Genomic DNA, 23,058 nt, shown 5'->3' with positions numbered 1-23,058 from the left:
AAGGATGGCGGAGATTCCGCCTGATGTTGTTTTTTTCATAAAAAACCTCCGTTTAGCTGTTTTTGAAAAACAGACAATTATAGAGAAAATTCGAAAAACATAGAATTGATTCGGCAGTTGTAATTTTTCAACTCCTAGCTGGAAGCAGTTTAAAAAGATTCCGTTATAAAAAGAAACAATCGTTTTGGCTATGTCCTCGACAGGGAACGAAGGGGTGAACTCCTGTTCATCGATGCCTTTTGCAAAACCATGGCTATGCTATTCCAAGCTTGCTTGATTCGGGATTCGAGAAAGGGCAGATGGTTCTTTGACTCCCAGCCCACGGTGAAGTTATATTCATAAATAGCCGGGACCAACTGATCAGTTTGATTCACAATGTTTTCCTGGACGGTATCCAAAATAAGAGCCAATGCATCCCAATTCGTATTTATTGAGCTATAAATACTCTCCATATCCAGCACATCTTCTTCATCCCTTTTCTTAAAACTTCTATGAATACATCCTCCGTATTTTTGAAATAAGTGTATACACCTCCCCTGCTGACACCTGAATGGTTGATAATGTCCTGTATCGTAGTCGCATTAAAACCCTTGCTGATAAAAATCTCTTTGGCGGCCTTTAGGATTAAATTTTTTCTTTCTTCCCGATGCTGGTGAGAAACAATTGGCGGCAAAATGACCTTCTCCTTTTTAAGAGTCATTCATGACTCTTAAAATAGGAACTTTTTTCAAAAAATGTCAATGCGAAAATTAATACTTAAAAAACTTCATCAATTTGTCCCAAAAAAGTTACATAATATTCTTTTTTTCGACATTTTCGAGAATGGTGAAAGGGCTATACTGGGTATGTAATATAGCTTGTGAATAAATACACAAAGGTAGTAAACACAACATGATAATGGAGGAATGGAAATGCGCTTGAAAGACAAGGTTGCAGTGATTACTGGAGGTACATTTGGGATTGGTGAAAGCACCGCCTTATTGTTCGCCAAAGAGGGAGCAAAAGTGGTCATTGCTGCACGCAATGCGGAAAAGGGAGCAAAAGTGGTCAACAAAATTAAAGATAATGGCGGGGAAGCTATTTTTATAAAAACAGATGTTTCCAAAGAAGAAGACATCAAGAATTTGATGAAAGAAACGGTTGATATATATGGGAGATTAGACGTCGTATTTGCCAATGCCGGAGTAGGGGATATGGGCGATCTCCAATCTGTAAGCCTGGACAGCTGGAATTATACGTTAAGTGTTGACCTGACCGGTGTATTCCTTTGCAGTAAATATGCGATTCCGGAAATGGAGAAGAATGGCGGCGGATCGATTATTAACTGTGCTTCCATCCTTGGGCATGTGGGACAGCCATCTGTTACCGCCTATGCCGCGGCTAAGGGAGGCGTTGTCAACATGACGCGCACCGCTGCTGTCACATATGCAAAAAAAGGAATTAGGTTCAATGCGGTCTGCCCGGGATATATTGAAACTAATATTTTGGACGGTCTCGGTGATGAAGCACTGGAACATTTAATATCACTGCATCCGGTTGGCCGCCTTGGCAAACCCGAAGAAGTCGCCAATGCGGTACTGTTTCTAGCAAGCGATGAATCTTCCTTTGTCACGGGGGCAAATTTGTTGGTAGACGGTGGATATACAGCGCAATAAGGACATAATTACTGATTTTATGAACGTGATATGCCTTGCAGATTTAATGGGCACCCTGTTTAAGAAAAATAAATCTCCTTAAATTTGCAACTTCATGAATGAAAGACATCGATTTACGATACCTACATCGTCGTATATGCAATGAAAAAGGAGGCTGGCCAAAATCGTCATTCAACGATCTATGGTCCAGCCTCTTCTTCATAGTTTCATTTAAGTCCTATTACAACAGTGTACGATTTTCTATCATCAAGTATAATTGTAAGTTGATAAGTACCACAGTTGGTGAAAAGTAAAAAAACTGCAGCTTAAATAGGTACTGTAAACCTCATAATAGTAAGTCATTTTAAAACTCCCATATGAGTAAACAGCCGCTTTTAAACCAAAAATATTGTAAAAGGAAGGTGGCAGCCCTTTATGCACTCAATAAATAAAATAGGAAAGAGCTTTTGGTATATCACCCCGATATCGGTGACCGATCGGCCTATACTAGGGATGGTAGTCGGCAATAACAAAACTTTAATGATTGATGCGGGCAACTCGGAGGCCCATACTAATTATTTTGTGAATGAGCTTTTAAAAAGGGAGGTTCCGAATCCTGATTTAGTTGTACTTACTCATTGGCATTGGGATCATATCTTTGGTCTATCAGCATTACCTAATACCGTTTCGATAGCTTCCAAAAAAACAAAAACAGAAATGGAGAAGCTAATCCCATTTTCTTGGTCAGACGAGGCATTGGATGCGCGGGTGAAAGAAGGAATAGAAATTGAGTTTTGCGCCAAGGCAATTAAAGAGGAATTCAAGAATCACCGGGATATCAAGATTGTTTTGCCGGATGTAACGTTTGAAAAGCGAGTAGAAATTGACCTTGGCGGGGTAACGTGCATCGTGCAATACGTTGGAGGCGATCACGCTTCGGACTCGGCAATCGTTTATATCCAAGAAGAAAAGATTCTCTTTCTTGCTGACTGCATTTATCCAAATATGTATGCCAAAAAAGACAACTATACAATCAAGGAAACATTACGGCTATTAGATGAATTGGAATCATTTGATGCAGAGACATATATACCTTCACATCAAAAGCCGATATCAAAAGAGGAATTTAATCAGGAAGCAGCCAATCTGAGAACAATTGCGAAGTATACAGAAATTTGCGGTGGAGTTAAACAGAAAATCCTTAATGAGTACGAAAAGTATGTAAAAAGGGAACTTACAGAAGATGAAAAAGAAACAATTGCTTTGTTTGTAAACGGGTATGACATGTAGCTAGGTGGGTTACTTTCGAAAAAATTTATTCATTTATATCCGTGTATACTTTTTCCATAAGTAAAAAAGCTGGCCCAAAAGGTCGTCTTTCACGACCTTTTGAGTCAGCCTATCATAAAATTTTATGTCGACCAAGCAGTTCTGTTCTAACAAATAATTAATATGCAGTCCTGCCGCCATCCTAACAGTCCAAAAATTATTCATGTGTAGCATATAAATGAAATTAATTAATATTCTCCTTTAATAACGAAAAACGAGCCGCGAATGGTTCCAGCAAGTTTAGACTTCTGCCTTGCAAACTTGAACTTTCCCTCTAACTCTTTTGGTACTTCCATTCCCTCGGAAAGCTTAAAACCAACAGCCCGCTTCTTAGGGTCATTAACTGTATACATGACGTTGACCCCAAGGCCATCCGCATAAAAGATATAGGCCATTTTGATATTTTCCACTTGAAAATGCGATGTCTCCAATGGTTTGGCCTCGAACTCAATATCACGTTCTTCTTTTAAAATCTGGTTCACATAATCCAGGGTTTCCTGGCTTCCGCTCGCTGGTACAACCATAAATTCATGCTTGTATTTGTTCATAAAGTAGCGGGCTTCATTCGCACGTAAACCTGCAAGTGCTTCTGCTACAGGTGAAGACTCTAAGCCAACCGTAGATACATTTTTAAAATCAACGATATAGGACAATCTCCACCCCTCCTTATTTCCTGACAACAGGAATCCAGAACTCACCGTATACCATGCCATTTCGTTTCTCCATCTCAACCGCGGCATTTGGTCCGCCAACATAGGCAACCTCCGTTACTTCCGGCAAAACTTGGCCAAAGGCGATGCCAGTAAGTGTATTGCTCAACTCTTCGGCTGTATTCGCTTCCCCTTTAACAACGAGGTATTCCCCTTTCGGAAACTGGATCACTCTAGTTGCTTCAGGTAATGACGCATCTGTCATGACACCCGCATAATGCATCATCTTGTTATTCACCGCTTCGTTCACGGTAAAAATGTAGTCATTGGTGGCGACGGCCTTTAAAGCGTCAAGTCTGCCATCTTCTTTGATTTCCTGCCAAAAATCTGCCTTTTCCTTGTTTATTCCGGCAAAGTCTGTGTAATCACTTTTAAGCTCAGTACCAATCCCTAATACAGTAAAGCTGTCTTTTTCCTCCAAAATATAATTTGCCATTTTCAAAACCTCACTTTTTGAATATTTACCAAATGATTGGTATTTTCACTTGATGAGTTTATAATAACCTTAAACCATGTCAAAAAGTGATACTGTTTAGGAGCGGCGATGAAAAAAGTTGAACGGATTAATACCATCATGCGGTATATCAACAACCGCGCCCACTTTACAATTTCTGAACTCATGCGGGAATTTAACATCTCACGTTCGACAGCAATTCGAGATGTCAGGGAAATTGAAGCCATGGGGATGCCCCTTGTCGCAGAAGTAGGAAGGGATGGGGGTTATTTTGTCATGAACAACTCTGTCCTTCCCACTGTCCGTTTTACCGATAATGAGGTCAAAGCTCTTTTTATTGCCTTTATGGCCACAAGAAATCAACAACTTCCATATCTAAAGAGCCGCCAGTCTCTAGCTGAAAAATTACTGGGCCTCATTTCGGAAAATCAACAGGATGACCTTATTCTTTTAAATCAAATTTTACTCTTTGAAGGGACCAACCCTCATAATCCCGACCTGCTTGATCTGTCAGACCTCCCTCACCCTATGTTAGAAAAACTCATCGAAACCCTTCTTTTGGATAGCCATTTATTGATTACCATTAAAGAAGAGATGGAAATAAAGTCTTATTCGATTTATCTCTTGCACCTTTATCGTGAGAAAAGCCTATGGCTGATTGAAGGCTTTGACTTAAAAGAAGAAAAGAGACAAATTATTTCTGTCGACAATCTCATCGATGTTGAACCATACCCTGCCAAAAATAGATGGAGTAAGAAAAAAATTTTAGAAAAACTAAGAAAGCAGGAAGAAGTGATCAACCTAGTAATTCAACTTGGTCCAAAGGCAATCGCCCAGTTCAAAAAATACCATCCTTTAAAAGTTTCAATTTCCTATACAAATCCTTTCCAGACAACAGCGATTATAAGGACCTTTATTAATGTCTATAATTCAGAAGAATTAACCGAGATAACAAATTGGCTGCTTTTCCTGGGTAGAGATATCAAGGTTAGGGAAGTACCGGAAGAAGTCTTGGAAGGATTACAAGAGAGATTATCGTTATTTTTTCCATAAGCATTGTTGGATATAAGGAGGACGCCCTTCCTCCACACAATTATTTAGTAGGCCAACTTTACCTCTAGTTTCGTACTGAGGGGCTACATTATTTTTTGATGAAACAATAAAGCAGAACGGCCGTATATTTTACTAATATCCTGCAGAGGGGCGGATGAAGATGAAAGAGTTGTATATAAAGCAGAAGGTATTTAGTTTGAGTGAAAAGTTTACGGTGAAGGATCAGCAGGAAAAGGATGTTTATTTTATTGAGGGGAGTTTCATGAAAATCCCGAAAACGTTTTCTATTTTGAATGCAAATAGGGATGAAGTGGCGCTTATTACGAAAAAGATGTTCAGTTTCCTGCCGAAGTTTTTTGTTGAGGTAAATGGGCGGGAGATGGTGACGATTCAGAAAGAGTTTTCCTTCTTTAAACCACGCTATTCGATTGAAGGGGTTGGCATCGAGGTGCAAGGCAACTGGTGGGATATGGATTTCGAAGTAGTACGGAACGGAGAGGCCGTCGGCAGAGTGAACAAGGAGTGGTTCACATGGGGCGATAGCTACAGAGTTCAGGTATTGAACGATGAAATGGAGACCATCATTATTGCGCTTGTTGTGGCTATTGATTGTGTAAAGGCTGACAATTCAGCCGCATCTTCAGCATCGACTATGTAACGTGCAGTTTGTGGGGAATGGTTGTTTATAATGGAGCTTGGAACAGCCGCTATTAAAGTAGCAATAGTGGATTAGAGTTGGGAGATCAGTTGGAGAAAATGAAAAGAATACCCCATTATATACTAAAGGCCAATGAAGGAGTTCTAGTTTCTAAATATGATAACCCACCTCTTGGCCCACGGGGTTTTTGTATGTTAATCAGTTTAATCATTGCAAAAGGCAGTGGTCGCTCCACTGCCTTTTTGAGATTTAGATTTGATACTGTCCGCCGCTTTTTTCCATACTGTTAAATCATTTATCGGTTTTTTTCTATAAAGTCTAGAATGTCATTGAGGGATTGGTTGAGTTTTTCAGTGGTTATTGGCTTGAATAAATCGCCTTTTTCATCGATCCTTTTCTTTGTGTTTAAAATGGAAAAATCCGCAGGTAGTATGTCTTTTTCCAACTCAGACCAGGACAGCGGGGCCGCTATGGTTGCGGATTGTTTGGCTCTCGGCGAGTATACAACTGGCATCGTTCTGCCTTTCCATAGCTGCAAGTAATCAAAATAAAGCTTGTTTCCTCTTTTTGAAACGACTCTTTCAATCGTAACCCGCTCAGGCATTTTTTCCTGAACATACTTCGCAATAAAGGCGGTAATCTTTCTTGTTTGTTCGAATGTATAAAGGGGTTCGATTGGAACGAATACTTGCAGTCCTGCTGATCCTGACGTTCTAGGAATGGATTGCAGGCCGAGGGATTGAAGAAGTTCCTTCAGTTTAAGCGCCACTTCTATGGCCAGGTTAAAACTGTTATCATCTGGTGGATCTAAATCAAATACCATTTCCAGAGGGAAATCGGGCTTATCATGGCGGTCAAACGGGACATGGAATTCGATTGCTCCGTAGTTTGCCGCCCAAACGAGAGTAGCAGTGTCATTCAATAGCATCCGTTCCTTGTTTTTATAGAAAATATGGCTGACCCATTCCGGTGCAGACTGGGGAACCGACCTTTTTTCGATTTTCTTGCCAACGATCCCATGTGGGTAGAGCCAAACCATTAATAACCTGTCTTTTGCATGTTCGACCATATAGTGGGAGACATTTAGTAAATAGTGAATATAGTCGAGCTTTGTTATCCTTTGCGCCTCCCAAATGACTTTATCCGGATGGCTGATTTCAATTTTTTCACCCTCGACAATTATTTCCTCCACCAGATAACCCCCTGTTTTTTGTCTATATTTTCAATCGGATTTGTTTAAACTATGTATTATTTAATAATTGGAGTGATACATCTGGAACCGATTTTACCGATGGAGCCAGTCAGCAGTTTGACAATCCCTTCCGGGGAAGAGTGGATTGCGCAAGTGAAATGGGACGGCGTCAGGGTTCTTACCTATGCGGATGGGGGAGGAGTGCGTCTTTTTAATCGAAAAAAGAATGAACGGACGATGCACTATCCGGAAATCACAAACATTCGTGAATATTGCGGCAGCCGTTCCGTCATTTTGGATGGTGAAGTGATTTCTTTAGGCGAGAATGGCAAGCCTTCTTTTCAACAGGTGATGAGGCGGGATGGTTTGAGAAATATCGACCGCATCAGGGGCGCGGCCGAAACGGTGCCGATTATCTATATGATTTTTGACATTGTCTACTTAAATGGTGAGTGGATTAATGATAAGCCGTTGCATGATAGGACCGAGCTATTATCTTCTATCATCACGCCGAATGAACATGTACAGCTTGTTTCGTCAGTCAGCCAGACCGAAGGCTTATTTAATGCTATTAAGGAACAAGGAATGGAAGGCATTGTGATCAAAAGGACCGATGCTCCTTATGCAATTGGGAAGAAGAGGGATGATTGGATCAAGGTGAAAAACTTCCGGGATGTTATCGCGGTTATTGGGGGTTTTACACTAAGGCATAACACCGTTAATTCTATTTTACTTGGATTATATGATTCTAAAGGAAGACTGCATTATGTGGGGCACACGGGGACGGGGAAAATGACAGTTGGCGACTGGAAAGAGCTTACGAGGGAATTAAAGGAGCTCGAAACCGAAAGTCTTCCTTTCGAAAAGATTCCGCAGCGCCGTGCCGACGCCATCTGGGTACGGCCGAAGAAGACCGTAAAGATTAAATTTGCCGAATGGACAGAAGGTGGGGCACTTAGGCAGCCGAGCATTGAGGGATTCATTGAATTTCCGCCGGAAGAGTGTTTGCTTGAAAGAATTTAGACGCCAATTTCTATGTTTAATCATTCAACTGTCAAACACACACCCACTTATTGCTGTCCCTGCTTCGCTACAGATTTCATTTCGCGTGGTTTTCATATTCCGATAGCTCCAACACTAGTTTTTTAAGCTTTTTTAAGGAACGAGTTGTGTCCCTCCTTACCACAAACTTTATGAACCAATCAGGTGAGTACTTTGTTTGATGTGAATCTAAAAGAAACCTTGTGATCATGCGTGTTCCGCCTGGGATGTCTTCCATGATCCAAGTCCCTCCACCTGTTGGGACCAAAGGAGGCGAGACACTCTCAATCTTGAGGATGGATTGGGAAGGAGGTTGAAATTTCAGGAACTTTGCTTTTCCTTTTGGCCTAAAAAAAAGCACTTTAAAATAGATGGTTACTTCAGCCCCTGTTTCCTGGACTTCATGTACAATATACTTGGATATCCGGACATCCCATTTGTGGCGTAATAACGGATCTTGAGCGACCCTCCATACAAATTCCCTTGGTGAAGGAATATCGATTGAAAATTCGAATTTCATGCTACCACTCCCAAGCCCAAATAATTTTTTTGAAAATATTGTGCCCTTAGGTAATAGGCCTCGAAGATTTTTCGATAATGTCCTTAACACTTTATGATATATTGTCTATTTTCTTTCCTGAACTGATTGCCCCGTCGTATATTCTTACGTTTTACGATTTATCGACATGAATGGGGGCCGTGGTAGTCCTGTTTTTTGTGGTTTATATATTGTTTATCAGCAAGAAAAAAGGATATCTGTCCCCATAATGGACGAAATATCCTTTTCTGATTTTAATCCGAGTAAGAAATCCCCATGGTTTTATTTCTATTAATGTGGCATATCACCTTTGATAGCATCTCGTTCTTTTGGTGTTATGAAATAATGATGGATGTCGTAGTGATCGACTAGATATCCTTCATGTCCGCCCTTTTGATATTCAATATTCGTATGATTAATCGAAGGGGAAGGCAGTCCTTTCATACCATCTAAATTGACTATATTTTTCCCCGTGACAAACACTTCCTGTGCCGGCATTTGCTCGATAAACACTAGTTTTCCTTTTTCAACCCCATAAATGGGCCCCAATGGCATGGTTGATGGAATAGCCCAATGTTCCCCCATTTTAGGAACACTAGGCGTTAGTTTAATCACACCCTTCGGCAAGACCAGTAAATAAACAGATCCATCTTTATTTTTAGTTGCCATTGTTGTATAACCTGCGCCTTTGACGGATTTAACTAAATCATCAAACGAAGCAACATATCCTTCTTTAAAGTTTTGAATAGGAATGGTTTGTTTTTCAAAAGTAACTGTTTTTTTAGTACGATTGATTGCATAGGCCTGGTTTACTGTTGTGAAAAACGCATCAACATCTACAAAAACGGTACCTTTTTTCTGATAGTTATAAGGTGAATACACTTTCACCCCGTTGATTTCCACTTTTGGTGAAGGTGTGGAAGCACTAACAGAAAAAACAACGATCAGGGACAAAACGAGAAACAAACCGGCAAAAATTTTCTTCATCTTTCAAATCCCTCCTAAATAAAATTAACAACATTTTAACTGTTCTTAATAAAGATAAGGCATTAATATTTTAGAGAACAAGTAAAACTTCTCGACAATTTATTTTGGGAATTAGGATATGTGGTTCGAAGTCCATTAAAGGAGCTTTACGACGATAAAGTCCCATGCGCTACCTTATTTGGGTAGTGCCTGTTCGTATAAAGGATGCGTTGAGGAAGAATTATTCGAATAAAATTTTCAAGCATATACATTAGGGCAGAATTTAAATCTGCATATCAACCCAGTTGCAGAGAACGAGTAATCACATGATTTTGCACGAAATGAATGAGAATTGGAAAAATTTCAAATTGACCTGACATACTATTTATAATATTATTCTACTATTACATTATTTTCGCAAGGCGAAATATTCTAACATCTTAGAGAGAGCGAAGTGAGATTATGTCACAAATGTTGGCACTTGTTATTATTGTAGGCATCCTATTGATAGGGGACTTAGTTGCTGTTCGAACGAAAGCATGGGTTCCGTCCATGTTTGTTTGTGCAGTTTTATTTCTCGCAGGTTTTTGGACGTTTTTTCCGAAGGACATTGTATCAATAGCGGGTGTACCGCCAGTTGTTGCTACGATGATGATGTATTTGCTTATTACTAACATGGGTACATTGTTATCCTTGAATGAATTGAAAAACCAATGGAAAACCATTGTTATCGCCCTTTTTGGAATCCTTGGTATTATTGCCGTATTAATGACGATTGGAAGCCTTATGTTTGGATTTAAGACAGTAGTTGTCGCGATACCACCATTAGTTGGGGGAGTAGTATCCGCACTTATCATGTCGGAGGGTGCAAGGGAGGCAGGCTTTGCTTCGCTTTCAGTTTTTGCCATCGTTATCTATGTTGCGCAGGGGTTCGCCGGTTATCCAATCACCTCCATCGTATTAAAAAAAGAGGGGAAAAGGCTGTTAAATCTGTATCGCAGTGGAGAAATTACGGCCATTAAGGCAAAGGAAACGGCACCCGCAGAGGTGGCAGCGGCTTCAGCCGTAGCACAACCAGAGCTTAAGCTTTTTAAAAACTTGCCGGAAAAATACAATACGGACTTCTTTAAGCTCTTTAGGCTAGCATTCGTTGCTTTTCTTGCCTATCTCGTTTCAGCAATAGCAGCACCGGTTGTTTCAATCAGTCCGTTTGTTCTATGTTTACTTTTTGGGGTAATCGCTTCAAGTGCTGGTTTTTTGGAAAAACAGGTGTTACAAAAAGCCAATGGCTTTGGAATGGCACTAATGGTACTGATGTTGTTTATATTTGATGGCTTGAAACAAGCGACTCCGAGTATGATGGTGGAGATTCTATATCCTTTGATCGGCTCAATTATTCTGGCTGTCTTAGGGATGTATATATTCTCCTATATCGCCGGAAAAATGTTAAAAGTGAGCAAACATATGGCGTTTGCTGTTTCACTAACGGCCTTATATGGTTTCCCGGCTGACTATATAATTACAAACGAAGTTATTAAATCGTTAACTGAAGATGAAAAAGAACGAGAAATGCTGACAAGCCATATGCTGCCGCCAATGCTAGTAGGTGGTTTTATTACAGTTACAATTGTCTCGGTAATACTGGCCGGCATCTTTGTTGGATTCTTGTAATAAAAAATTTGCAACGCCACAGAGATATTATCTTGAAAATGCAAAGACGTTAACGGAGGCCGAATAAAATGATACATGCCAAATTAAAAGAAGCGATTCAAGCATACAATGGGGAATTAATCGAGTTACGCAGGAAGTTTCACAGTGAACCGGAATTATCGTTTGAGGAATACAAGACAACAGCCTTTGTTTGTGAGTACCTTGAGAATCTGGGCATCTCTTACCAGAAAACGGAACCAACAGGGGTTATCGCAACTATTGAAGGCGGAAGGCAAGGGGATACGGTTGCTTTGCGAGCCGATATGGATGCCTTGACGGTTGAAGAATTAAATAAGGACTTGCCATATGCATCAAAAGAAGAGGGGAAAATGCATGCATGCGGACACGATGCCCATACGGCGATGCTGTTAATTGCTGCTAAAGCGCTGAACGGCATTAAAGATGAATTGCCGGGCAATGTCCGTTTGATTTTCCAACCTGCAGAGGAAGTAGCGGCTGGAGCGAAAGTTATGGTCGAACAAGGAGCGATGGATGGAGTCGATAATGTTTTCGGTATCCATATTTGGTCGCAGATGCCAACAGGAACGGTTTCCTGTACGCCAGGACCATCTTTCGCATCGGCGGATTTATTTACAGTAACTTTTAAAGGAAGGGGCGGCCACGGTGCCATGCCTCACGATTGTATTGATGCAGCAATTGTTGCTTCGTCTTTTGTAATGAATGTTCAATCAGTAGTGTCGAGGACGATTGACCCGCAGCAGCCAGCTGTGTTAACGGTTGGAAAAATGACCGTAGGGACACGGTTCAATGTGATTGCTGAAAATGCTGTTATTGAGGGAACTGTACGCTGTTTCGACCCTGCGGTAAGGGACTATATTCAGCAGCAACTGAGTCAATATGCAGAACAAGTGGCAGCAATTTACGGAGCAACAGCCAAGGTTGATTACACCCGCGGCACCCAGGCAGTCATAAACAATGAATACAGTGCAAAACTCGTTCAAAAAACAGCGGCAGAAGCATTTGGCACGGAGGTCATCCATCACGAAAAGCCAACCATGGGCGGCGAAGACTTCAGTGAATACATGATGAAAGTTCCTGGCAGCTTCGCCCTCGTAGGCAGCGGCAATCCGGAAAAAGACACACAATGGGCCCACCACCACGGCAAATTCAACGTCGACGAAGATGCGCTTGCAACAGGCGCCGAACTCTACGCTCAATACGCCTGGGCATACTTGAACAAATAGAGATCATTTTTAGACATTCAGTTGAGGAGACAACTACAACCATTGAGGGCGAGAGAAGGTTATAAGAATAACTCAATGTTTGCAAGGACCCTCACAAGGATTATTCAAAAGGTGAAGCCCAATTAGCACTTTAGAGCTAAATTGGGCTTCATCTATTTTTAAAAAATGCTTTGTACATGAACAAAAAACATTTATACCCATCTAGTCACTCGATTGGCTGCTCTAGTCTAATCCATAGTAGCCGCAAACTACGTAGCCGACCGATTTCGCCGCAACAATTAGCGCGTCTTCATCAATATCAAATTTCGGGTTGTGGTTGAAATATGGCTTTTCAACCCCTTTTGGTGTAGCCCCAATGTAAAAGAAGCATCCAGGGATTTTTTCCAAATAGTAGGCAAAATCTTCGGATGGTGACATCATTGGATATTCAATAACTTCCTTAATATCCGGGTCATTTGCGGCTTCTAGGCTTGCTTTCACTACCTCTGTAACTTCAGGATCGTTATACAATGGCGGGTAATCAGACGTATAGGTTAGCTCACATTTCACACCAAACTCTGCTTCAATTCCCTGGCAATACGGTGGACTTCCTTCTCGATGATCTCCTTTGCTTCCATACTTATATAGCGAATGTCACCCTCAAGCTCGACCCGATCCTTAATGACATTAAAGGTACCTTTGCCATCAAAGGAACCTATTGTGATAACCCCCATATCAAACGGATTCAAACGGCGGCTAATAATCGTTTGAACAGCTGTGACAAAATACGAACCGGCAACAATTGCATCGTTTGCCATATGCGGGGAAGAACCGTGGCCGCCAACCCCTTGGATCCCTAATTTTAGATACGATCTTCCGGCCATCGAAAAGCCACTGTGATAACCTACAACACCAGCTGGATTCATTGGAAGTAAATGAATCCCAAAAATATTGTCCAGGTCATCGAGCGCCCCCGACTCAACAATGCTTTTTGCTCCGCCTGGAGGTACTTCCTCCGCATGCTGATGGATGATTTTGATTGTCCCGGGTATTTGATCTTTCAGTTGGATCAGGCAATCAGCAAGAACCAGTAAGTAAGCAGTGTGGCCATCATGGCCGCAAGCATGCATAACGCCTTCATTTTTTGATTTAAAAGGTAGCCCGGTTTCTTCCACGATTGGAAGTGCATCAAAATCGGCGCGGAGGCCAATCGTTTTTCCTTGCTTTCCGCCTTTAATCGTCACGATAATCCCATAACCATTTCCAACATTGGTTTGGACTTCAACATCTTTACCATTATAAAAATCCACTATATATTGGGCTGTTTTTTCTTCCTTAAAAGATAACTCAGGGTTTTCATGCAGGTGACGGCGAATTTGAATCATTTCTTCTTTACGTGCTTCCAACATCTCCATTAATTGTTTTTTCATTATAGTACCTTCCTTTCGCTTAGCCCTTACTCGAGCCCATAATAGCTGCAAACGACTTGTCCAACCGATTTCGCTGCTACAATAAGACAGTCTTCATCGATATCGAATTTCGGGTGATGATTAAAGTAAGCATTCTCCACACCCTTTGGTTTACAGCCGATGAAAAAGAAGCAGCCTGGAATTTTTTCGAGATAGTAGGCAAAATCTTCGGAACCCGAGAGCATTGGGTATTCGCCAACCTCCTTAATATCGGGGTCATTCATGCTTTCAAGAGCGGCAACGACATCGGCGGTTATTTTCGGATCATTGTATAGTGGCGGATAATCAGCTGTATAGGAAAGGTCGCATTGTACATCAAATTCCACTTCGATCCCTTTGACAATCCGATGCACTTCTTTGGAGATTAGCTGCTGATTTTCCACCGTCATGTAACGAACATCCCCTTCCAACTGAACACTGTCCTTAATCACGTTGAAGGTTCCTTTCCCGTCAAACGACCCGATGGTAATAACACCGTGATCGAACGGATTTAAACGGCGGCTAATCACGGTTTGTATGGCCGTAACAAAATGGGCGGCGGCAACAATCGCATCATTAGCCATGTGTGGCGAGGAGCCATGCCCGCCAACCCCTTGAATGACCAGTTTGAAAAAGGACCTTCCAGCGAGCGAATAACCGCTGTGGTACCCAACAAAACCGGAAGGATGGGTCGGGAAAATGTGGATGCCATAAATATTGTCGACGTCATCCAACACACCGGATTCAACAATGCTTTTTGCACCGCCGGGAGGTGCTTCTTCAGCGTGCTGATGAACAATTTTAATCGTGCCGGGAAGTTTGTCTTTTAATTGGATTAAACAGTCTGCCAAAACAAGTAGGTAAGCAGTATGGGCATCGTGGCCACAAGCATGCATGACACCTTCATTTTTCGATTTGAAAGGGACATCCGTTTCTTCAACAATAGGAAGGGCATCAAAATCGGCACGAAGAGCGATCGTTTTCCCCGGCTTCCCACCTTTGATTGTTACGATGATTCCATAACCGTTCCCAACATTTCGCTGGATATCAACATCCTTGCCGTTGTAAAAATCGGCAATATATTGCGCTGTTTTTTCCTCTTTAAAAGACAGCTCGGGTTGTTCATGCAAATAACGGCGAATTTGAACCATTTCCTCTTTTCGCGCTTGCAACATTTCCATTAATTCCTTTTGTATAGCAATCGTCTCCTTTTCCCCATATATAAAAAAGCTACAACTCCAGGTGCGGAGGGCTAAAACAAAATAAGAAACTGTTCCTGGAACGGACTAGCCATTTGCGAAAAGACGCAGTTGATGGAGGTTATTCCGTAACTGGTGTTGGTTGTCCTTTCGACTGGGGTGATTTATCCCCACCCTGATTTTTGGGGATAAACATCATAATGGAAATTAATGAAAGAATGGCAAAAACAACGTTTGTGATAATTCCCGCTGTAGCCGCTGCATCCACTGATTTAATCGCGCTATATACAGCTGTTGAAAGGGCAACACCGAAAGACCCACCAAGAGAACTTGCCATTTTATAAAGTCCGGAAGCTTCCCCAATTTTATTAGATGGTGCACTCGAAACAGCTGTATCTGTAGATGGGGTTGCGTACATGCCAAGCCCAATTCCGAAAACAGCAAATCCAATGAAAACGATGACTGTATAGATGAAATCTGGTAAGAAGGTTAATCCCATGACCGCGACACCAATGGTTGTTAAGATTGCACCCCAAATCATCGGAGTTCTCGCGCCGGTTCTTTGCAAAATTTTCTCACCCACACGAATCATCCCCAATACTGCAACTAAATAGCCAATTGACAGCATGCCTGATTGAAAAGCTGTAAACCCGCGGCCGACCTGGACATATGTATTCGCAATCACAAGCGTACCGGCTACGGCATTTAATAAGAAGTTTGAATACGTTGCCCCGGCGTAAGGTTTATTTTTAAATAGCGAGAAATCAATAAGTGGATGATCCATCTTTTTCTCCACTCTTACGAAAACAATTAAACCAATTAGAAAGACAACCACAAGACCTAATGTTAAAGGACTTGTCCAGCCAAAATCCTTACCGCGTGTAATGACAAGATTTAACGCAAGCATCGAAATGATAAAAATGGCCAACCCACTAAAGTCAAACTTGAATGCTCCTGACTCTTCACCTTTACTTTCCGGCGTATCTTTAATCAGCCACATGGCAAGAAGGGCAAAAATAATTGAAAAAATGAAAATCCATTTCCAGCCCATATAGGTTGCAATCGCTCCGCCGGCAAAGGAACAAACCCCGGAACCGCCCCAGGAACCAATGGACCAATAGCTCAACGCACGCTGACGCTCAGCCCCTTCAAAATACTCTTTCATTAACGCGATCGTTGCGGGCATGATACACGCAGCTGAAATCCCTTGAATGACCCGTCCGATAATCAGGAGCACAGCCCCGTTAGCAAGGATTAAACAGAGTGAACCAATGACGCTTAATACTAATCCCAAATTGGTAATTTTCTTCCGGCCAACCTTATCGGCAAGACCGCCAGCTGCAACGATAAACATCCCCGAGAATAACGCCGTCAGACTAATGCCTACATTAAGCATACCCAATGAAATGCCCAAATCCTTTTGAACCGCCGGAACGACGTTAACCATTGCTTGGGCAAACAGCCAAAATGTAATTACCCCAAACACAATTCCCGTAATCAACTTGTTGGTCCCTTTATAACCTGTTTCCATTGAAAGCCTCCTAGATGTTTAGTTGCTAACAGTATTTTTGAAGGAATCCTACGGGATAGTATTTGAAATAGCCATCTTTTTCATGCAATTTTCGGTTCCAAGATCGAAAGCTCCCTTTGATCGACATTCAAAAAAAATAAAAGAGATTGGAGGTTATCCAATCTCTCTTTAAGGCGCGAATGCAATATATAAAAACTTAGGGTTTATTATCAGCCAGGCCGAACTCCCATGAACGAAGCCGTTCCTTAATCGCAGCGAGCAGTTGCTGTTTTGTTAAAATACCTTCTTGCAAGCCCAGTAATTTAGCCATATTTGTAACAGCTGGTGGCTTTAGCATGCTCTCATCCAAAACTGCCTGATTATAAAAAATTTGTTCTGAAGCCTGGTCGGCTACAAGCCGGCGATTCGCCATCACGATGATTCTTGAGAAGTGTTCCGTTACAAACTCCATATCATGGGTAATTGTTACGACTGTTTTCCGTTTTTCTTGTAAATTTTCAAGAATATCTTTTAATCGTTGCAAGCCAATCTTATCCTGCCCGGCTGTCGGCTCGTCCAGAATAATCACGTCCGTGTCCATCGCCAGCACCGAAGCAATTGTAACGAATTTTCTTGTTGAATAGGGAAGATTATAAGGATTTTCTCCTTTTAGGTCGTATATCCCGCATAGTTTTAGTGCCCATTCTGTCAATTGTTCGACCCGATCATCGGCAAATCCCATGTTTTTTGGACCGAACCGAACTTCCGATTCTACATCATTATGAAATATTTGATCATCGGGGTTCTGAAACACATACCCCACTTTGCGTGATACTTGGGCTGTCGTATAGTCCTTCGTATTCCATTCACCGACATGAACGGTACCTTCAGTCGGCTTCAAAAGCCCATTCATAAGCTTTACGGCGGTTGTTTTTCCTGCACCATTTTGTCCGATAATCGCCACCCTTTGGCCCGCATGGATGGTCAATGTCAGATGTTCCAAGGCCTTCGTTCCGTCCGGATAAGTAAAGCTCACGTTTTGCATTCTCACGTCAGTCATGGAGTAACCTCCTTCACCGGCTCCCAATCTATGCTTTCCGCAAGTTCTTCAACACGAATCGGAACGAATTTTAACGGTATTCCTGCTTCTTTTAATTGCAGGGCAACTTCCGTTACATGCGGGTATTGGATGTTGTATTTCGAAAAATCCGGGTTAGCGAATACTTCCCGTGCTGGCCCTTGCAGGACAATTTCCCCATCGTGTAAAACGATAATCGTATCGGCATATTCGGCAATCAAATCCATTTTATGCTCGACAAGCACAATGGTCTTCCCTTTTTCCTTCATTAGCCGGATGATGTCAAAGACGTACTCTGTCCCAATTGGATCAAGCTGTGAAGTCGGCTCATCAATGACTAAAATGTCGGGATCCATGACGATAATCGAGGCAAGCGCAACACGCTGGCGTTGCCCCCCTGATAGTTCAAAGGGCTTTTTATCCCGAAGATGCTCGATTTTCACCAATTTCAGGATTTCCTCCACACGCCTAAGAATTTCCTTTTCCTCTACCCCAAGGTTTTCAAGGCCGTATGCAACTTCATCAAAGACGGTATCCTTTACCCCGGAAATTTGAATAAATGGATTTTGGAATACGTAGCCAATTTTCTCCCCAAGCTGGCCTAACTGGTAATCGGTTATGTTTTTTCCATCAACTACAACGTCACCTTCAATTTCTCCCCTATAAAAATGAGGGATGAAGCCCCTTATGGTGTTGCATAAGGTTGTTTTACCCGAGCCGTTGTTACCGATAATTGCGGTAAACTGGCCTTTTTCGACCTTAAAGGAAATATTTTGTAAAACTTGGTGATCACCAACCGGGTAACGGTACGATACATTTTTAAGTTCAATAATGGGATTCATGTTACCACTCTCCAGATGATTAATCCAACCCAGATGAGGAGAAATGCAAAAGGCAATTTCCGATCTGCCGGTCCTTTCGAAAGCTTATGCAAGCTTGTTTTTTTCACAGGAGCCGAAAATGCCCGTGATTCCAGTGTTATCGCTCTTTCTTCGGTGCTCGCGATGGAGGAGAGGATAAGTGGGGCAAAGATTGGAATGAATGCTTTTGCTCTGACAAGCATTGAACCTTCCGTTTCTACCCCGCGTGTCTTTTGTGCTTCCATAATCGTATTTGCCTGGCGTTTCATCTCAGGGATGATTTGTAACGTTGACATAACGATATATGCACCCATCGGCGGCAATCCGATATCTTCAAGCGCCTTCACGAAATCTTTCACTTCGGTAATTCTAAAAAACAGAATGAAGGCGGAGCCAATCGCCAGTATTTTCGAGGTCAGAAACAGGCCATGGTCGAAGCCTTCTTTTGTCCATTGAAAAATTCCCCATTCACCAATTACCGTCTCGCCAGGGTAAAAGAAGAGCTGCATGAGAAATACGAGAATGAGCAGGATAACAAGCGCTTTAAGAATTATCCCAATAAACTCCTTGAAGATATGTGTCCCAGCAATAGCGGCGACGATCAATAACCCTGGAAACACTGCATATCCAAACAGATAACTAGGGTAGATGAGGACTGCCGCAATGACAAAGAACGTAAAGTAGAGCTTTGTCATTGGATGGAGATTCAAAATAAAGTTTTTGTTCATCACAACCACCTCTTAGAAAAAAGTACCCCTTCCATTCCTTGGAATCAAAGGGGAAGGGGAAGACAGATTCTAGTTTAATCCTGTATTATCTAGCAGACTGCCAATCTGTGGGAGATGGAGTGGCCTAGATGATTGATTTTTTTTACAAATATAGGTGCCCGTAATTCATTTTCGATAAATAACGGTTAGACATTTTCTTGACGATGAAATAGACAATCAAAACTGAAATGATTTTATCGGCGACCTCCGTAATGATGGAAGAAGAGAAGACAGCTGTCCATAACGTTTGGCCTGTAGCCAGGAATGCCGCCGTAATCAGGGATGATGAGTTTCCTGTTACGCCGCCAAAAGCCAAAACAGTAATCGGCGCAGAAACAATTGTTGCGATGAGTGTAATAATGATACCGGAAAGAATGGTTTTAGGAATCGTTTTGAACATACCGATTTTCGATAAATACCCAACCCCTACACCGATAGCAATCGACGTCAATGCATATGGGATGAAAGTTGGATCAAAGATTCCGTTAATAAGGTTTGTGACAAGTCCGGCGATAAGGGCAACCCATGGTCCGGCAATGACACCGATGAGAATTGTGCCAATCGTGTCAAGGAAGATTGGTAGTCTCAACGCATTCGTCAATTGAAATCCGACAATGTTGATGGCAACTCCGATTGGAATCAATAGCATGGCCATCATGTTAAAATCTTTTTTAATACTTTGTATCATTTTTTCTCCCCCTTTTAGAAAATCATGCATCACACCCAATTGAAAACGCTTTCCTAATTTCTTTCAAATTAATGTATACGCATCTAGTTGTCAATAAATTTTGACAGTTCTTTATTTTCGGGCTCATTTTTTTGAGACTGGAAGGATTTTTGAAAGGAAGTATATAAAAAACAGTGGGTGTATCAGGAGCAAATAAGATGCAAAAGTGAAGTGGTAAAAAAATGCTGCAGCCAATTGCTGCAGCATGATGATTGTTCATTATTTGAATATCGTTGAAATAACTTGTTCGTAAGACATGGAAGTGTCCACGACAAAAACTCCGGGTCGCAGCTTGTTCATTAACCCTTTCTTCTCGATATCCTTTGAGAAAGCAAAGGCATCCTTGACAATTCCTGCTTCAACCAGCATCCTTCCAACATTGATACTGGTCATGCCATCCGTAACATTAATAATCACTTTGGTGACAGGTTTGTCAGTGGATTTGTTTTCTGGTGGTGCCGGTTGCTTTGGGGCTGCTGCCTTAGCATCCGCAACGGCCTGGTCGTATTCCGCTTTCGTTTGCACGACATAGCCTTTCGTTTCCAGCTTGTTTTTTATCTCGGCATCGGATAATTCAACTTTTACGGTTTTACCCGAAGCCTTCGGAGTGTCGGCAGTAAAGTAAACAGTTGAGCAAATGGCAGTAGTAAGTAACATTCCGGCAGCAAAGCTGCTCAATAAGTTAATTCTCATTGGCAACTTTTCTCCCTTCATCCTTCATGGCTTGATAAGGAGCAAGCATTTCCTGAATAGTACTTGAAGAAACATTTTTCATTTCCGCAATACTATCAATCGAATATTTGCGGTCATATAAGTCAAGCACTTCACGCATGAAAAGTTTTTCTTCAGAAGACATGTGGATTCCTGCTTCCTTCATGAACACTTCCTGGTCAAGCTCAATGTTTCGGATAGAAGATTGAAGAGCATTGATTTCTTCCATTATTGAAATATGAATCTGATCGATTTGATTGTGTTGAGCCTTTGCTGCACGAGTTGATTTTAGAATAGAAACAATTAGTAGTAGAGCCGATATGACAAATAATCCGGCAAGTGTCCATTCCATCAATCATACCTCCTTCTCATGTTGTATGTAGAGTAGTTTCACAAATTTTTATTATACAGGGAAATAAGGTGTTTTTCGATTAATAACCCCAAAAGCCAGCGCTTGTTTCTTTTTCCATTTGGTCTATGTGAGTAAAACGGTTTTAAGCAAAACAAAAATCCAAAGCCTTATTTAAAAGGCCTGGGCTTTATGTCTGCGTTGCATTTTATAACTGTTTTCATTTCTAAATTTCTTTTTTTAACGCCTTTAGTTTCTCGTTGCTTTTTAGAAAAGAATTAATCTTAAGGATGTTTAAAAATGGTCATATTAGGTGATTGGGTTGAGAAATAATATGGAATTAATTGAAGGGAAGAATAGTAATTGAGATACCCTATTTTTGAAACAGAACGTTTACAATTAAGAGAGCTGACTTTGGATGATACAGAGGAAGTACTCCGCCATTTTTCGGATCCACTCGTGGTTGAATTTATGGACATTGAGGTGTGTAAAAGCCGGGAAGAGGCTGCTGAAATCATTTCTTTCCATTTGCACGACGCCGGTACGGAATGTTTCTAAAAGAAACAGGCGAATTAGTTGGAACATGCGGATTTCACTGTTGGGAGAGGCCCCCGGGGCATTCGAAAGCAGAAATTGGTTTTGATGTGTCATCTTCGCATTGGAGAAAAGGTTATATGCTAGAAGCTGTACAGCCGATTATTCAATTTGGCTTTGAGCAAATGAAATTGGACTATATAGAAGCAACAACAGAACCAGATAATCTACCTTCACAGCAATTATTGAAAAAGCTTGGCTTTATCCAGTCCGCTGAGCTGGTTGACCAGCTGGTGTATTTTGCATTATACAGGGAAGGGAATCCTAATTAGAAGGCGTAAATATGAATGAAATGGGGTCGGGCGCTTGAAATAAATCTTCAAGCGTTTTCATTTATCCATTTATAGAAACATTTTTTGTCTATATCCGTATACCAATACATAGGAGTAGGAGGGGGTCCACATGTTTACCGAAATGAATGCAAAATTGGTTGCGATAATAGGAGAACTGCGAAAGGACATTAAATACCGAGTGCAGTTGGCGGATTATGAGCAGGAGCTCGCACGGGTTGAGGAGAGGATTGCTGAGCTGCAAAGCCAGTTTGAATCGGAACAGGATGATGTGGTAAAGCTTGAGCGATTCAGTTTAGCCAATTTGCTCACGACACTGGCAGGTACAAAGGAAGAAACGCTAACGAAAGAAAAGCAAGAGATGATAGCCGCACAGCATAAGTTATCGGAAGCCCGGAAAACAAAGGACGACATTGATAAAGAGATAGGATTGCTTCGTGAAAAACTGGAAAATGTTGAATCTTCCAAATGGGAGTATCAACGGCTTTTGAAGCAGAAAGAAGAGATGATCAAAGAGAGCTCATTGCCTTTTGCCGGAAAACTATTTGAACTGATTGAAAAGGAAGCAGAACTGAAATCAAGCCTTACGGAATTGAACGAGGCGATTGCTGCCGGAAGAAATGTTAAGAGAGCCCTTGAGGATGCATTGGAATCGCTGGAACGCGCCGGGGCTTGGGGACAATTCGATTTGTTTGGCGGTGGTACGATTTCCGGAATGATCAAACACCAACATATTGATGCAGCCGAAAAAAACCTTTATCGGGCCCAGGGTAGTATGCGCAAATTTCAAAAGGAACTGCTTGATGTGAAGGAAGAGGCGTATCTTGACATTAATATATCGGGAATGTTAAAGTTTGCGGACTTTTTCTTCGACGGATTCATTGTCGATTATATGGTTCAAAGTAAAATCACCCATTCGGTTGAAGAAACAAGGCATCAGTACCGTAAAGTGGCTGAAATTTTAACAAAGTTAGAGAAAATGCAGGAGGATACCTTCAAACGGCTTGATGCGAACCAAAAGGAAAAGAGGGAAATGGTGGAGAATGTTTAACTCAT

25 protein-coding genes and 1 pseudogene are annotated in these 23,058 nt (G+C 41.6%); 10 read left to right on the top strand and 16 right to left on the bottom strand.

Going from position 1 to position 23,058, the window contains the following annotated elements; all coding sequences use genetic code 11:
- Positions 1-188 precede the first annotated feature (188 nt).
- Positions 189-461, bottom strand: a complete 273-nt coding sequence (locus V1499_RS22640) for a hypothetical protein (RefSeq protein WP_409276373.1) — start codon at positions 459-461, stop codon at positions 189-191.
- The gene (locus V1499_RS22635; RefSeq protein ID WP_409272794.1) at positions 428-700 is read right to left on the bottom strand and encodes a TetR/AcrR family transcriptional regulator; all 273 of its coding nucleotides are present in this window, start codon (positions 698-700) and stop codon (positions 428-430) included. Before V1499_RS22635 ends, V1499_RS22640 begins: the two co-directional genes overlap by 34 nt.
- A 211-nt stretch (positions 701-911) precedes the next feature.
- On the opposite strand from V1499_RS22635, the gene V1499_RS22630 reads away from it, so the two are divergent.
- A complete protein-coding gene (locus tag V1499_RS22630) occupies positions 912-1,655 on the top strand; it encodes an SDR family NAD(P)-dependent oxidoreductase (protein WP_409272792.1) in 744 nt (247 codons plus the stop codon).
- Between the two features lie 414 nt (positions 1,656-2,069).
- On the top strand, positions 2,070-2,924 hold the full coding sequence (locus tag V1499_RS22625; RefSeq protein WP_409272790.1) for an MBL fold metallo-hydrolase: 855 nt from the start codon (positions 2,070-2,072) through the stop codon (positions 2,922-2,924).
- A gap of 227 nt (positions 2,925-3,151) precedes the next feature.
- Here the strand turns inward: V1499_RS22625 and V1499_RS22620 are convergent, their stop codons facing one another.
- Positions 3,152-3,616, bottom strand: coding sequence for a phage tail protein (locus tag V1499_RS22620; protein WP_409276367.1), 465 nt, complete (start codon positions 3,614-3,616; stop codon positions 3,152-3,154).
- Between the two features lie 13 nt (positions 3,617-3,629).
- Positions 3,630-4,109: a GyrI-like domain-containing protein gene (locus V1499_RS22615; RefSeq protein WP_409272788.1), complete on the bottom strand. Its 480-nt coding sequence runs from the start codon at positions 4,107-4,109 to the stop codon at positions 3,630-3,632.
- Between the two features lie 108 nt (positions 4,110-4,217).
- Here V1499_RS22615 and V1499_RS22610 point away from each other — a divergent pair, with 108 nt between their 5' ends.
- Together V1499_RS22610 and V1499_RS22605 are read left to right on the top strand one after the other, a co-directional pair.
- Positions 4,218-5,180 (top strand): helix-turn-helix transcriptional regulator, encoded by a 963-nt coding sequence (locus tag V1499_RS22610; protein ID WP_409272786.1) that lies wholly within the window; start codon positions 4,218-4,220, stop codon positions 5,178-5,180.
- Positions 5,181-5,340: 160 nt separating this feature from the next.
- Positions 5,341-5,838: an LURP-one-related/scramblase family protein gene (locus V1499_RS22605; RefSeq protein WP_409272785.1), complete on the top strand. Its 498-nt coding sequence runs from the start codon at positions 5,341-5,343 to the stop codon at positions 5,836-5,838.
- Between the two features lie 295 nt (positions 5,839-6,133).
- Here V1499_RS22605 and ligD (V1499_RS22600) read toward each other — a convergent pair whose 3' ends face one another.
- The gene (gene ligD, locus V1499_RS22600; protein ID WP_409272783.1) at positions 6,134-7,030 is read right to left on the bottom strand and encodes a non-homologous end-joining DNA ligase; all 897 of its coding nucleotides are present in this window, start codon (positions 7,028-7,030) and stop codon (positions 6,134-6,136) included.
- Positions 7,031-7,081: 51 nt separating this feature from the next.
- Between ligD (V1499_RS22600) and ligD (V1499_RS22595) the strand changes: the two genes are divergently transcribed.
- A complete protein-coding gene (gene ligD, locus V1499_RS22595; protein WP_409272781.1) occupies positions 7,082-8,053 on the top strand; it encodes a non-homologous end-joining DNA ligase in 972 nt (323 codons plus the stop codon).
- Between the two features lie 76 nt (positions 8,054-8,129).
- Here the strand turns inward: ligD (V1499_RS22595) and V1499_RS22590 are convergent, their stop codons facing one another.
- Complete coding sequence (locus tag V1499_RS22590) at positions 8,130-8,591, bottom strand: SRPBCC family protein (protein WP_409272779.1); 462 nt, start codon at positions 8,589-8,591, stop codon at positions 8,130-8,132.
- Positions 8,592-8,900: 309 nt separating this feature from the next.
- Complete coding sequence (locus V1499_RS22585; protein WP_409272777.1) at positions 8,901-9,596, bottom strand: hypothetical protein; 696 nt, start codon at positions 9,594-9,596, stop codon at positions 8,901-8,903.
- 441 nt (positions 9,597-10,037) lie between these two features.
- Between V1499_RS22585 and V1499_RS22580 the strand changes: the two genes are divergently transcribed.
- Entirely contained in the window at positions 10,038-11,246 is a 1,209-nt protein-coding gene (locus V1499_RS22580; RefSeq protein WP_409272775.1) for a hypothetical protein, read from the top strand.
- 68 nt (positions 11,247-11,314) lie between these two features.
- Positions 11,315-12,490, top strand: a complete 1,176-nt coding sequence (locus tag V1499_RS22575) for a M20 family metallopeptidase (RefSeq protein ID WP_409272774.1) — start codon at positions 11,315-11,317, stop codon at positions 12,488-12,490.
- 222 nt (positions 12,491-12,712) lie between these two features.
- On the opposite strand, the pseudogene V1499_RS22570 reads toward V1499_RS22575, so the two are convergent.
- The 9 genes and pseudogenes from V1499_RS22570 to V1499_RS22530 all read right to left on the bottom strand — a co-directional run bounded on the left by V1499_RS22570 (position 12,713) and on the right by V1499_RS22530 (position 21,121).
- Positions 12,713-13,899, bottom strand: a pseudogene (locus tag V1499_RS22570) (M20 family metallopeptidase).
- A gap of 26 nt (positions 13,900-13,925) precedes the next feature.
- Positions 13,926-15,098: an amidohydrolase gene (locus tag V1499_RS22565; protein ID WP_409272772.1), complete on the bottom strand. Its 1,173-nt coding sequence runs from the start codon at positions 15,096-15,098 to the stop codon at positions 13,926-13,928.
- A gap of 139 nt (positions 15,099-15,237) precedes the next feature.
- Positions 15,238-16,647: an MFS transporter gene (locus V1499_RS22560; RefSeq protein WP_409272770.1), complete on the bottom strand. Its 1,410-nt coding sequence runs from the start codon at positions 16,645-16,647 to the stop codon at positions 15,238-15,240.
- A gap of 196 nt (positions 16,648-16,843) precedes the next feature.
- The gene (locus V1499_RS22555) at positions 16,844-17,686 is read right to left on the bottom strand and encodes an energy-coupling factor ABC transporter ATP-binding protein (protein ID WP_409272768.1); all 843 of its coding nucleotides are present in this window, start codon (positions 17,684-17,686) and stop codon (positions 16,844-16,846) included.
- Complete coding sequence (locus V1499_RS22550) at positions 17,683-18,546, bottom strand: energy-coupling factor ABC transporter ATP-binding protein (RefSeq protein ID WP_409272767.1); 864 nt, start codon at positions 18,544-18,546, stop codon at positions 17,683-17,685. The genes V1499_RS22555 and V1499_RS22550 overlap by 4 nt, the downstream gene beginning before the upstream one ends.
- The gene (locus V1499_RS22545) at positions 18,543-19,292 is read right to left on the bottom strand and encodes an energy-coupling factor transporter transmembrane component T family protein (RefSeq protein WP_409272765.1); all 750 of its coding nucleotides are present in this window, start codon (positions 19,290-19,292) and stop codon (positions 18,543-18,545) included. Before V1499_RS22545 ends, V1499_RS22550 begins: the two co-directional genes overlap by 4 nt.
- A 142-nt stretch (positions 19,293-19,434) precedes the next feature.
- Positions 19,435-20,019: an ECF transporter S component gene (locus V1499_RS22540; protein WP_409272763.1), complete on the bottom strand. Its 585-nt coding sequence runs from the start codon at positions 20,017-20,019 to the stop codon at positions 19,435-19,437.
- Between the two features lie 258 nt (positions 20,020-20,277).
- A complete protein-coding gene (locus V1499_RS22535; protein ID WP_409272761.1) occupies positions 20,278-20,751 on the bottom strand; it encodes an aminodeoxychorismate lyase in 474 nt (157 codons plus the stop codon).
- Positions 20,741-21,121: a hypothetical protein gene (locus tag V1499_RS22530; protein WP_409272759.1), complete on the bottom strand. Its 381-nt coding sequence runs from the start codon at positions 21,119-21,121 to the stop codon at positions 20,741-20,743. Before V1499_RS22530 ends, V1499_RS22535 begins: the two co-directional genes overlap by 11 nt.
- 360 nt (positions 21,122-21,481) lie before the next feature.
- On the opposite strand from V1499_RS22530, the gene V1499_RS22525 reads away from it, so the two are divergent.
- The 3 genes from V1499_RS22525 (at position 21,482) to V1499_RS22515 (ending at position 23,053) form a co-directional block, all read left to right on the top strand.
- A complete protein-coding gene (locus V1499_RS22525; RefSeq protein ID WP_409272757.1) occupies positions 21,482-21,676 on the top strand; it encodes a GNAT family N-acetyltransferase in 195 nt (64 codons plus the stop codon).
- The gene (locus V1499_RS22520; protein ID WP_409272755.1) at positions 21,667-21,984 is read left to right on the top strand and encodes a GNAT family N-acetyltransferase; all 318 of its coding nucleotides are present in this window, start codon (positions 21,667-21,669) and stop codon (positions 21,982-21,984) included. Before V1499_RS22525 ends, V1499_RS22520 begins: the two co-directional genes overlap by 10 nt.
- 130 nt (positions 21,985-22,114) lie before the next feature.
- A complete protein-coding gene (locus V1499_RS22515; RefSeq protein ID WP_409272753.1) occupies positions 22,115-23,053 on the top strand; it encodes a hypothetical protein in 939 nt (312 codons plus the stop codon).
- Positions 23,054-23,058 lie beyond the last annotated feature (5 nt).

This window comes from Neobacillus oceani, assembly GCF_046237595.1.
Lineage (GTDB): Bacteria > Bacillota > Bacilli > Bacillales > Cytobacillaceae > Bacillus_D > Bacillus_D oceani.
This window is presented reverse-complemented; position numbering and strand designations above follow the sequence as displayed.

Excerpts from the sequence above, each read along its gene's own strand:
- V1499_RS22635 (WP_409272794.1), bottom strand. The coding sequence starts at position 700 with ATGACTCTTAAAAAGGAGAAGGTCATTTTGCCGCCAATTGTTTCTCAC.
- V1499_RS22590 (WP_409272779.1), bottom strand. The coding sequence starts at position 8,591 with ATGAAATTCGAATTTTCAATCGATATTCCTTCACCAAGGGAATTTGTA.
- V1499_RS22605 (WP_409272785.1), top strand. The coding sequence starts at position 5,341 with ATGAAAGAGTTGTATATAAAGCAGAAGGTATTTAGTTTGAGTGAAAAG.
- V1499_RS22535 (WP_409272761.1), bottom strand. The coding sequence starts at position 20,751 with ATGAGAATTAACTTATTGAGCAGCTTTGCTGCCGGAATGTTACTTACT.
- V1499_RS22520 (WP_409272755.1), top strand. The coding sequence starts at position 21,667 with ATGTTTCTAAAAGAAACAGGCGAATTAGTTGGAACATGCGGATTTCAC.
- V1499_RS22550 (WP_409272767.1), bottom strand. The coding sequence starts at position 18,546 with ATGAATCCCATTATTGAACTTAAAAATGTATCGTACCGTTACCCGGTT.
- V1499_RS22610 (WP_409272786.1), top strand. The coding sequence starts at position 4,218 with ATGAAAAAAGTTGAACGGATTAATACCATCATGCGGTATATCAACAAC.
- V1499_RS22575 (WP_409272774.1), top strand. The coding sequence starts at position 11,315 with ATGATACATGCCAAATTAAAAGAAGCGATTCAAGCATACAATGGGGAA.
- V1499_RS22625 (WP_409272790.1), top strand. The coding sequence starts at position 2,070 with ATGCACTCAATAAATAAAATAGGAAAGAGCTTTTGGTATATCACCCCG.
- V1499_RS22515 (WP_409272753.1), top strand. The coding sequence starts at position 22,115 with ATGTTTACCGAAATGAATGCAAAATTGGTTGCGATAATAGGAGAACTG.
- ligD (WP_409272781.1), top strand. The coding sequence starts at position 7,082 with ATGTATTATTTAATAATTGGAGTGATACATCTGGAACCGATTTTACCG.
- V1499_RS22580 (WP_409272775.1), top strand. The coding sequence starts at position 10,038 with ATGTCACAAATGTTGGCACTTGTTATTATTGTAGGCATCCTATTGATA.
- V1499_RS22585 (WP_409272777.1), bottom strand. The coding sequence starts at position 9,596 with ATGAAGAAAATTTTTGCCGGTTTGTTTCTCGTTTTGTCCCTGATCGTT.
- V1499_RS22615 (WP_409272788.1), bottom strand. The coding sequence starts at position 4,109 with ATGGCAAATTATATTTTGGAGGAAAAAGACAGCTTTACTGTATTAGGG.
- V1499_RS22565 (WP_409272772.1), bottom strand. The coding sequence starts at position 15,098 with ATGGAAATGTTGCAAGCGCGAAAAGAGGAAATGGTTCAAATTCGCCGT.
- V1499_RS22540 (WP_409272763.1), bottom strand. The coding sequence starts at position 20,019 with ATGATACAAAGTATTAAAAAAGATTTTAACATGATGGCCATGCTATTG.
- V1499_RS22555 (WP_409272768.1), bottom strand. The coding sequence starts at position 17,686 with ATGACTGACGTGAGAATGCAAAACGTGAGCTTTACTTATCCGGACGGA.
- V1499_RS22545 (WP_409272765.1), bottom strand. The coding sequence starts at position 19,292 with ATGAACAAAAACTTTATTTTGAATCTCCATCCAATGACAAAGCTCTAC.
- V1499_RS22530 (WP_409272759.1), bottom strand. The coding sequence starts at position 21,121 with ATGGAATGGACACTTGCCGGATTATTTGTCATATCGGCTCTACTACTA.
- V1499_RS22560 (WP_409272770.1), bottom strand. The coding sequence starts at position 16,647 with ATGGAAACAGGTTATAAAGGGACCAACAAGTTGATTACGGGAATTGTG.
- V1499_RS22630 (WP_409272792.1), top strand. The coding sequence starts at position 912 with ATGCGCTTGAAAGACAAGGTTGCAGTGATTACTGGAGGTACATTTGGG.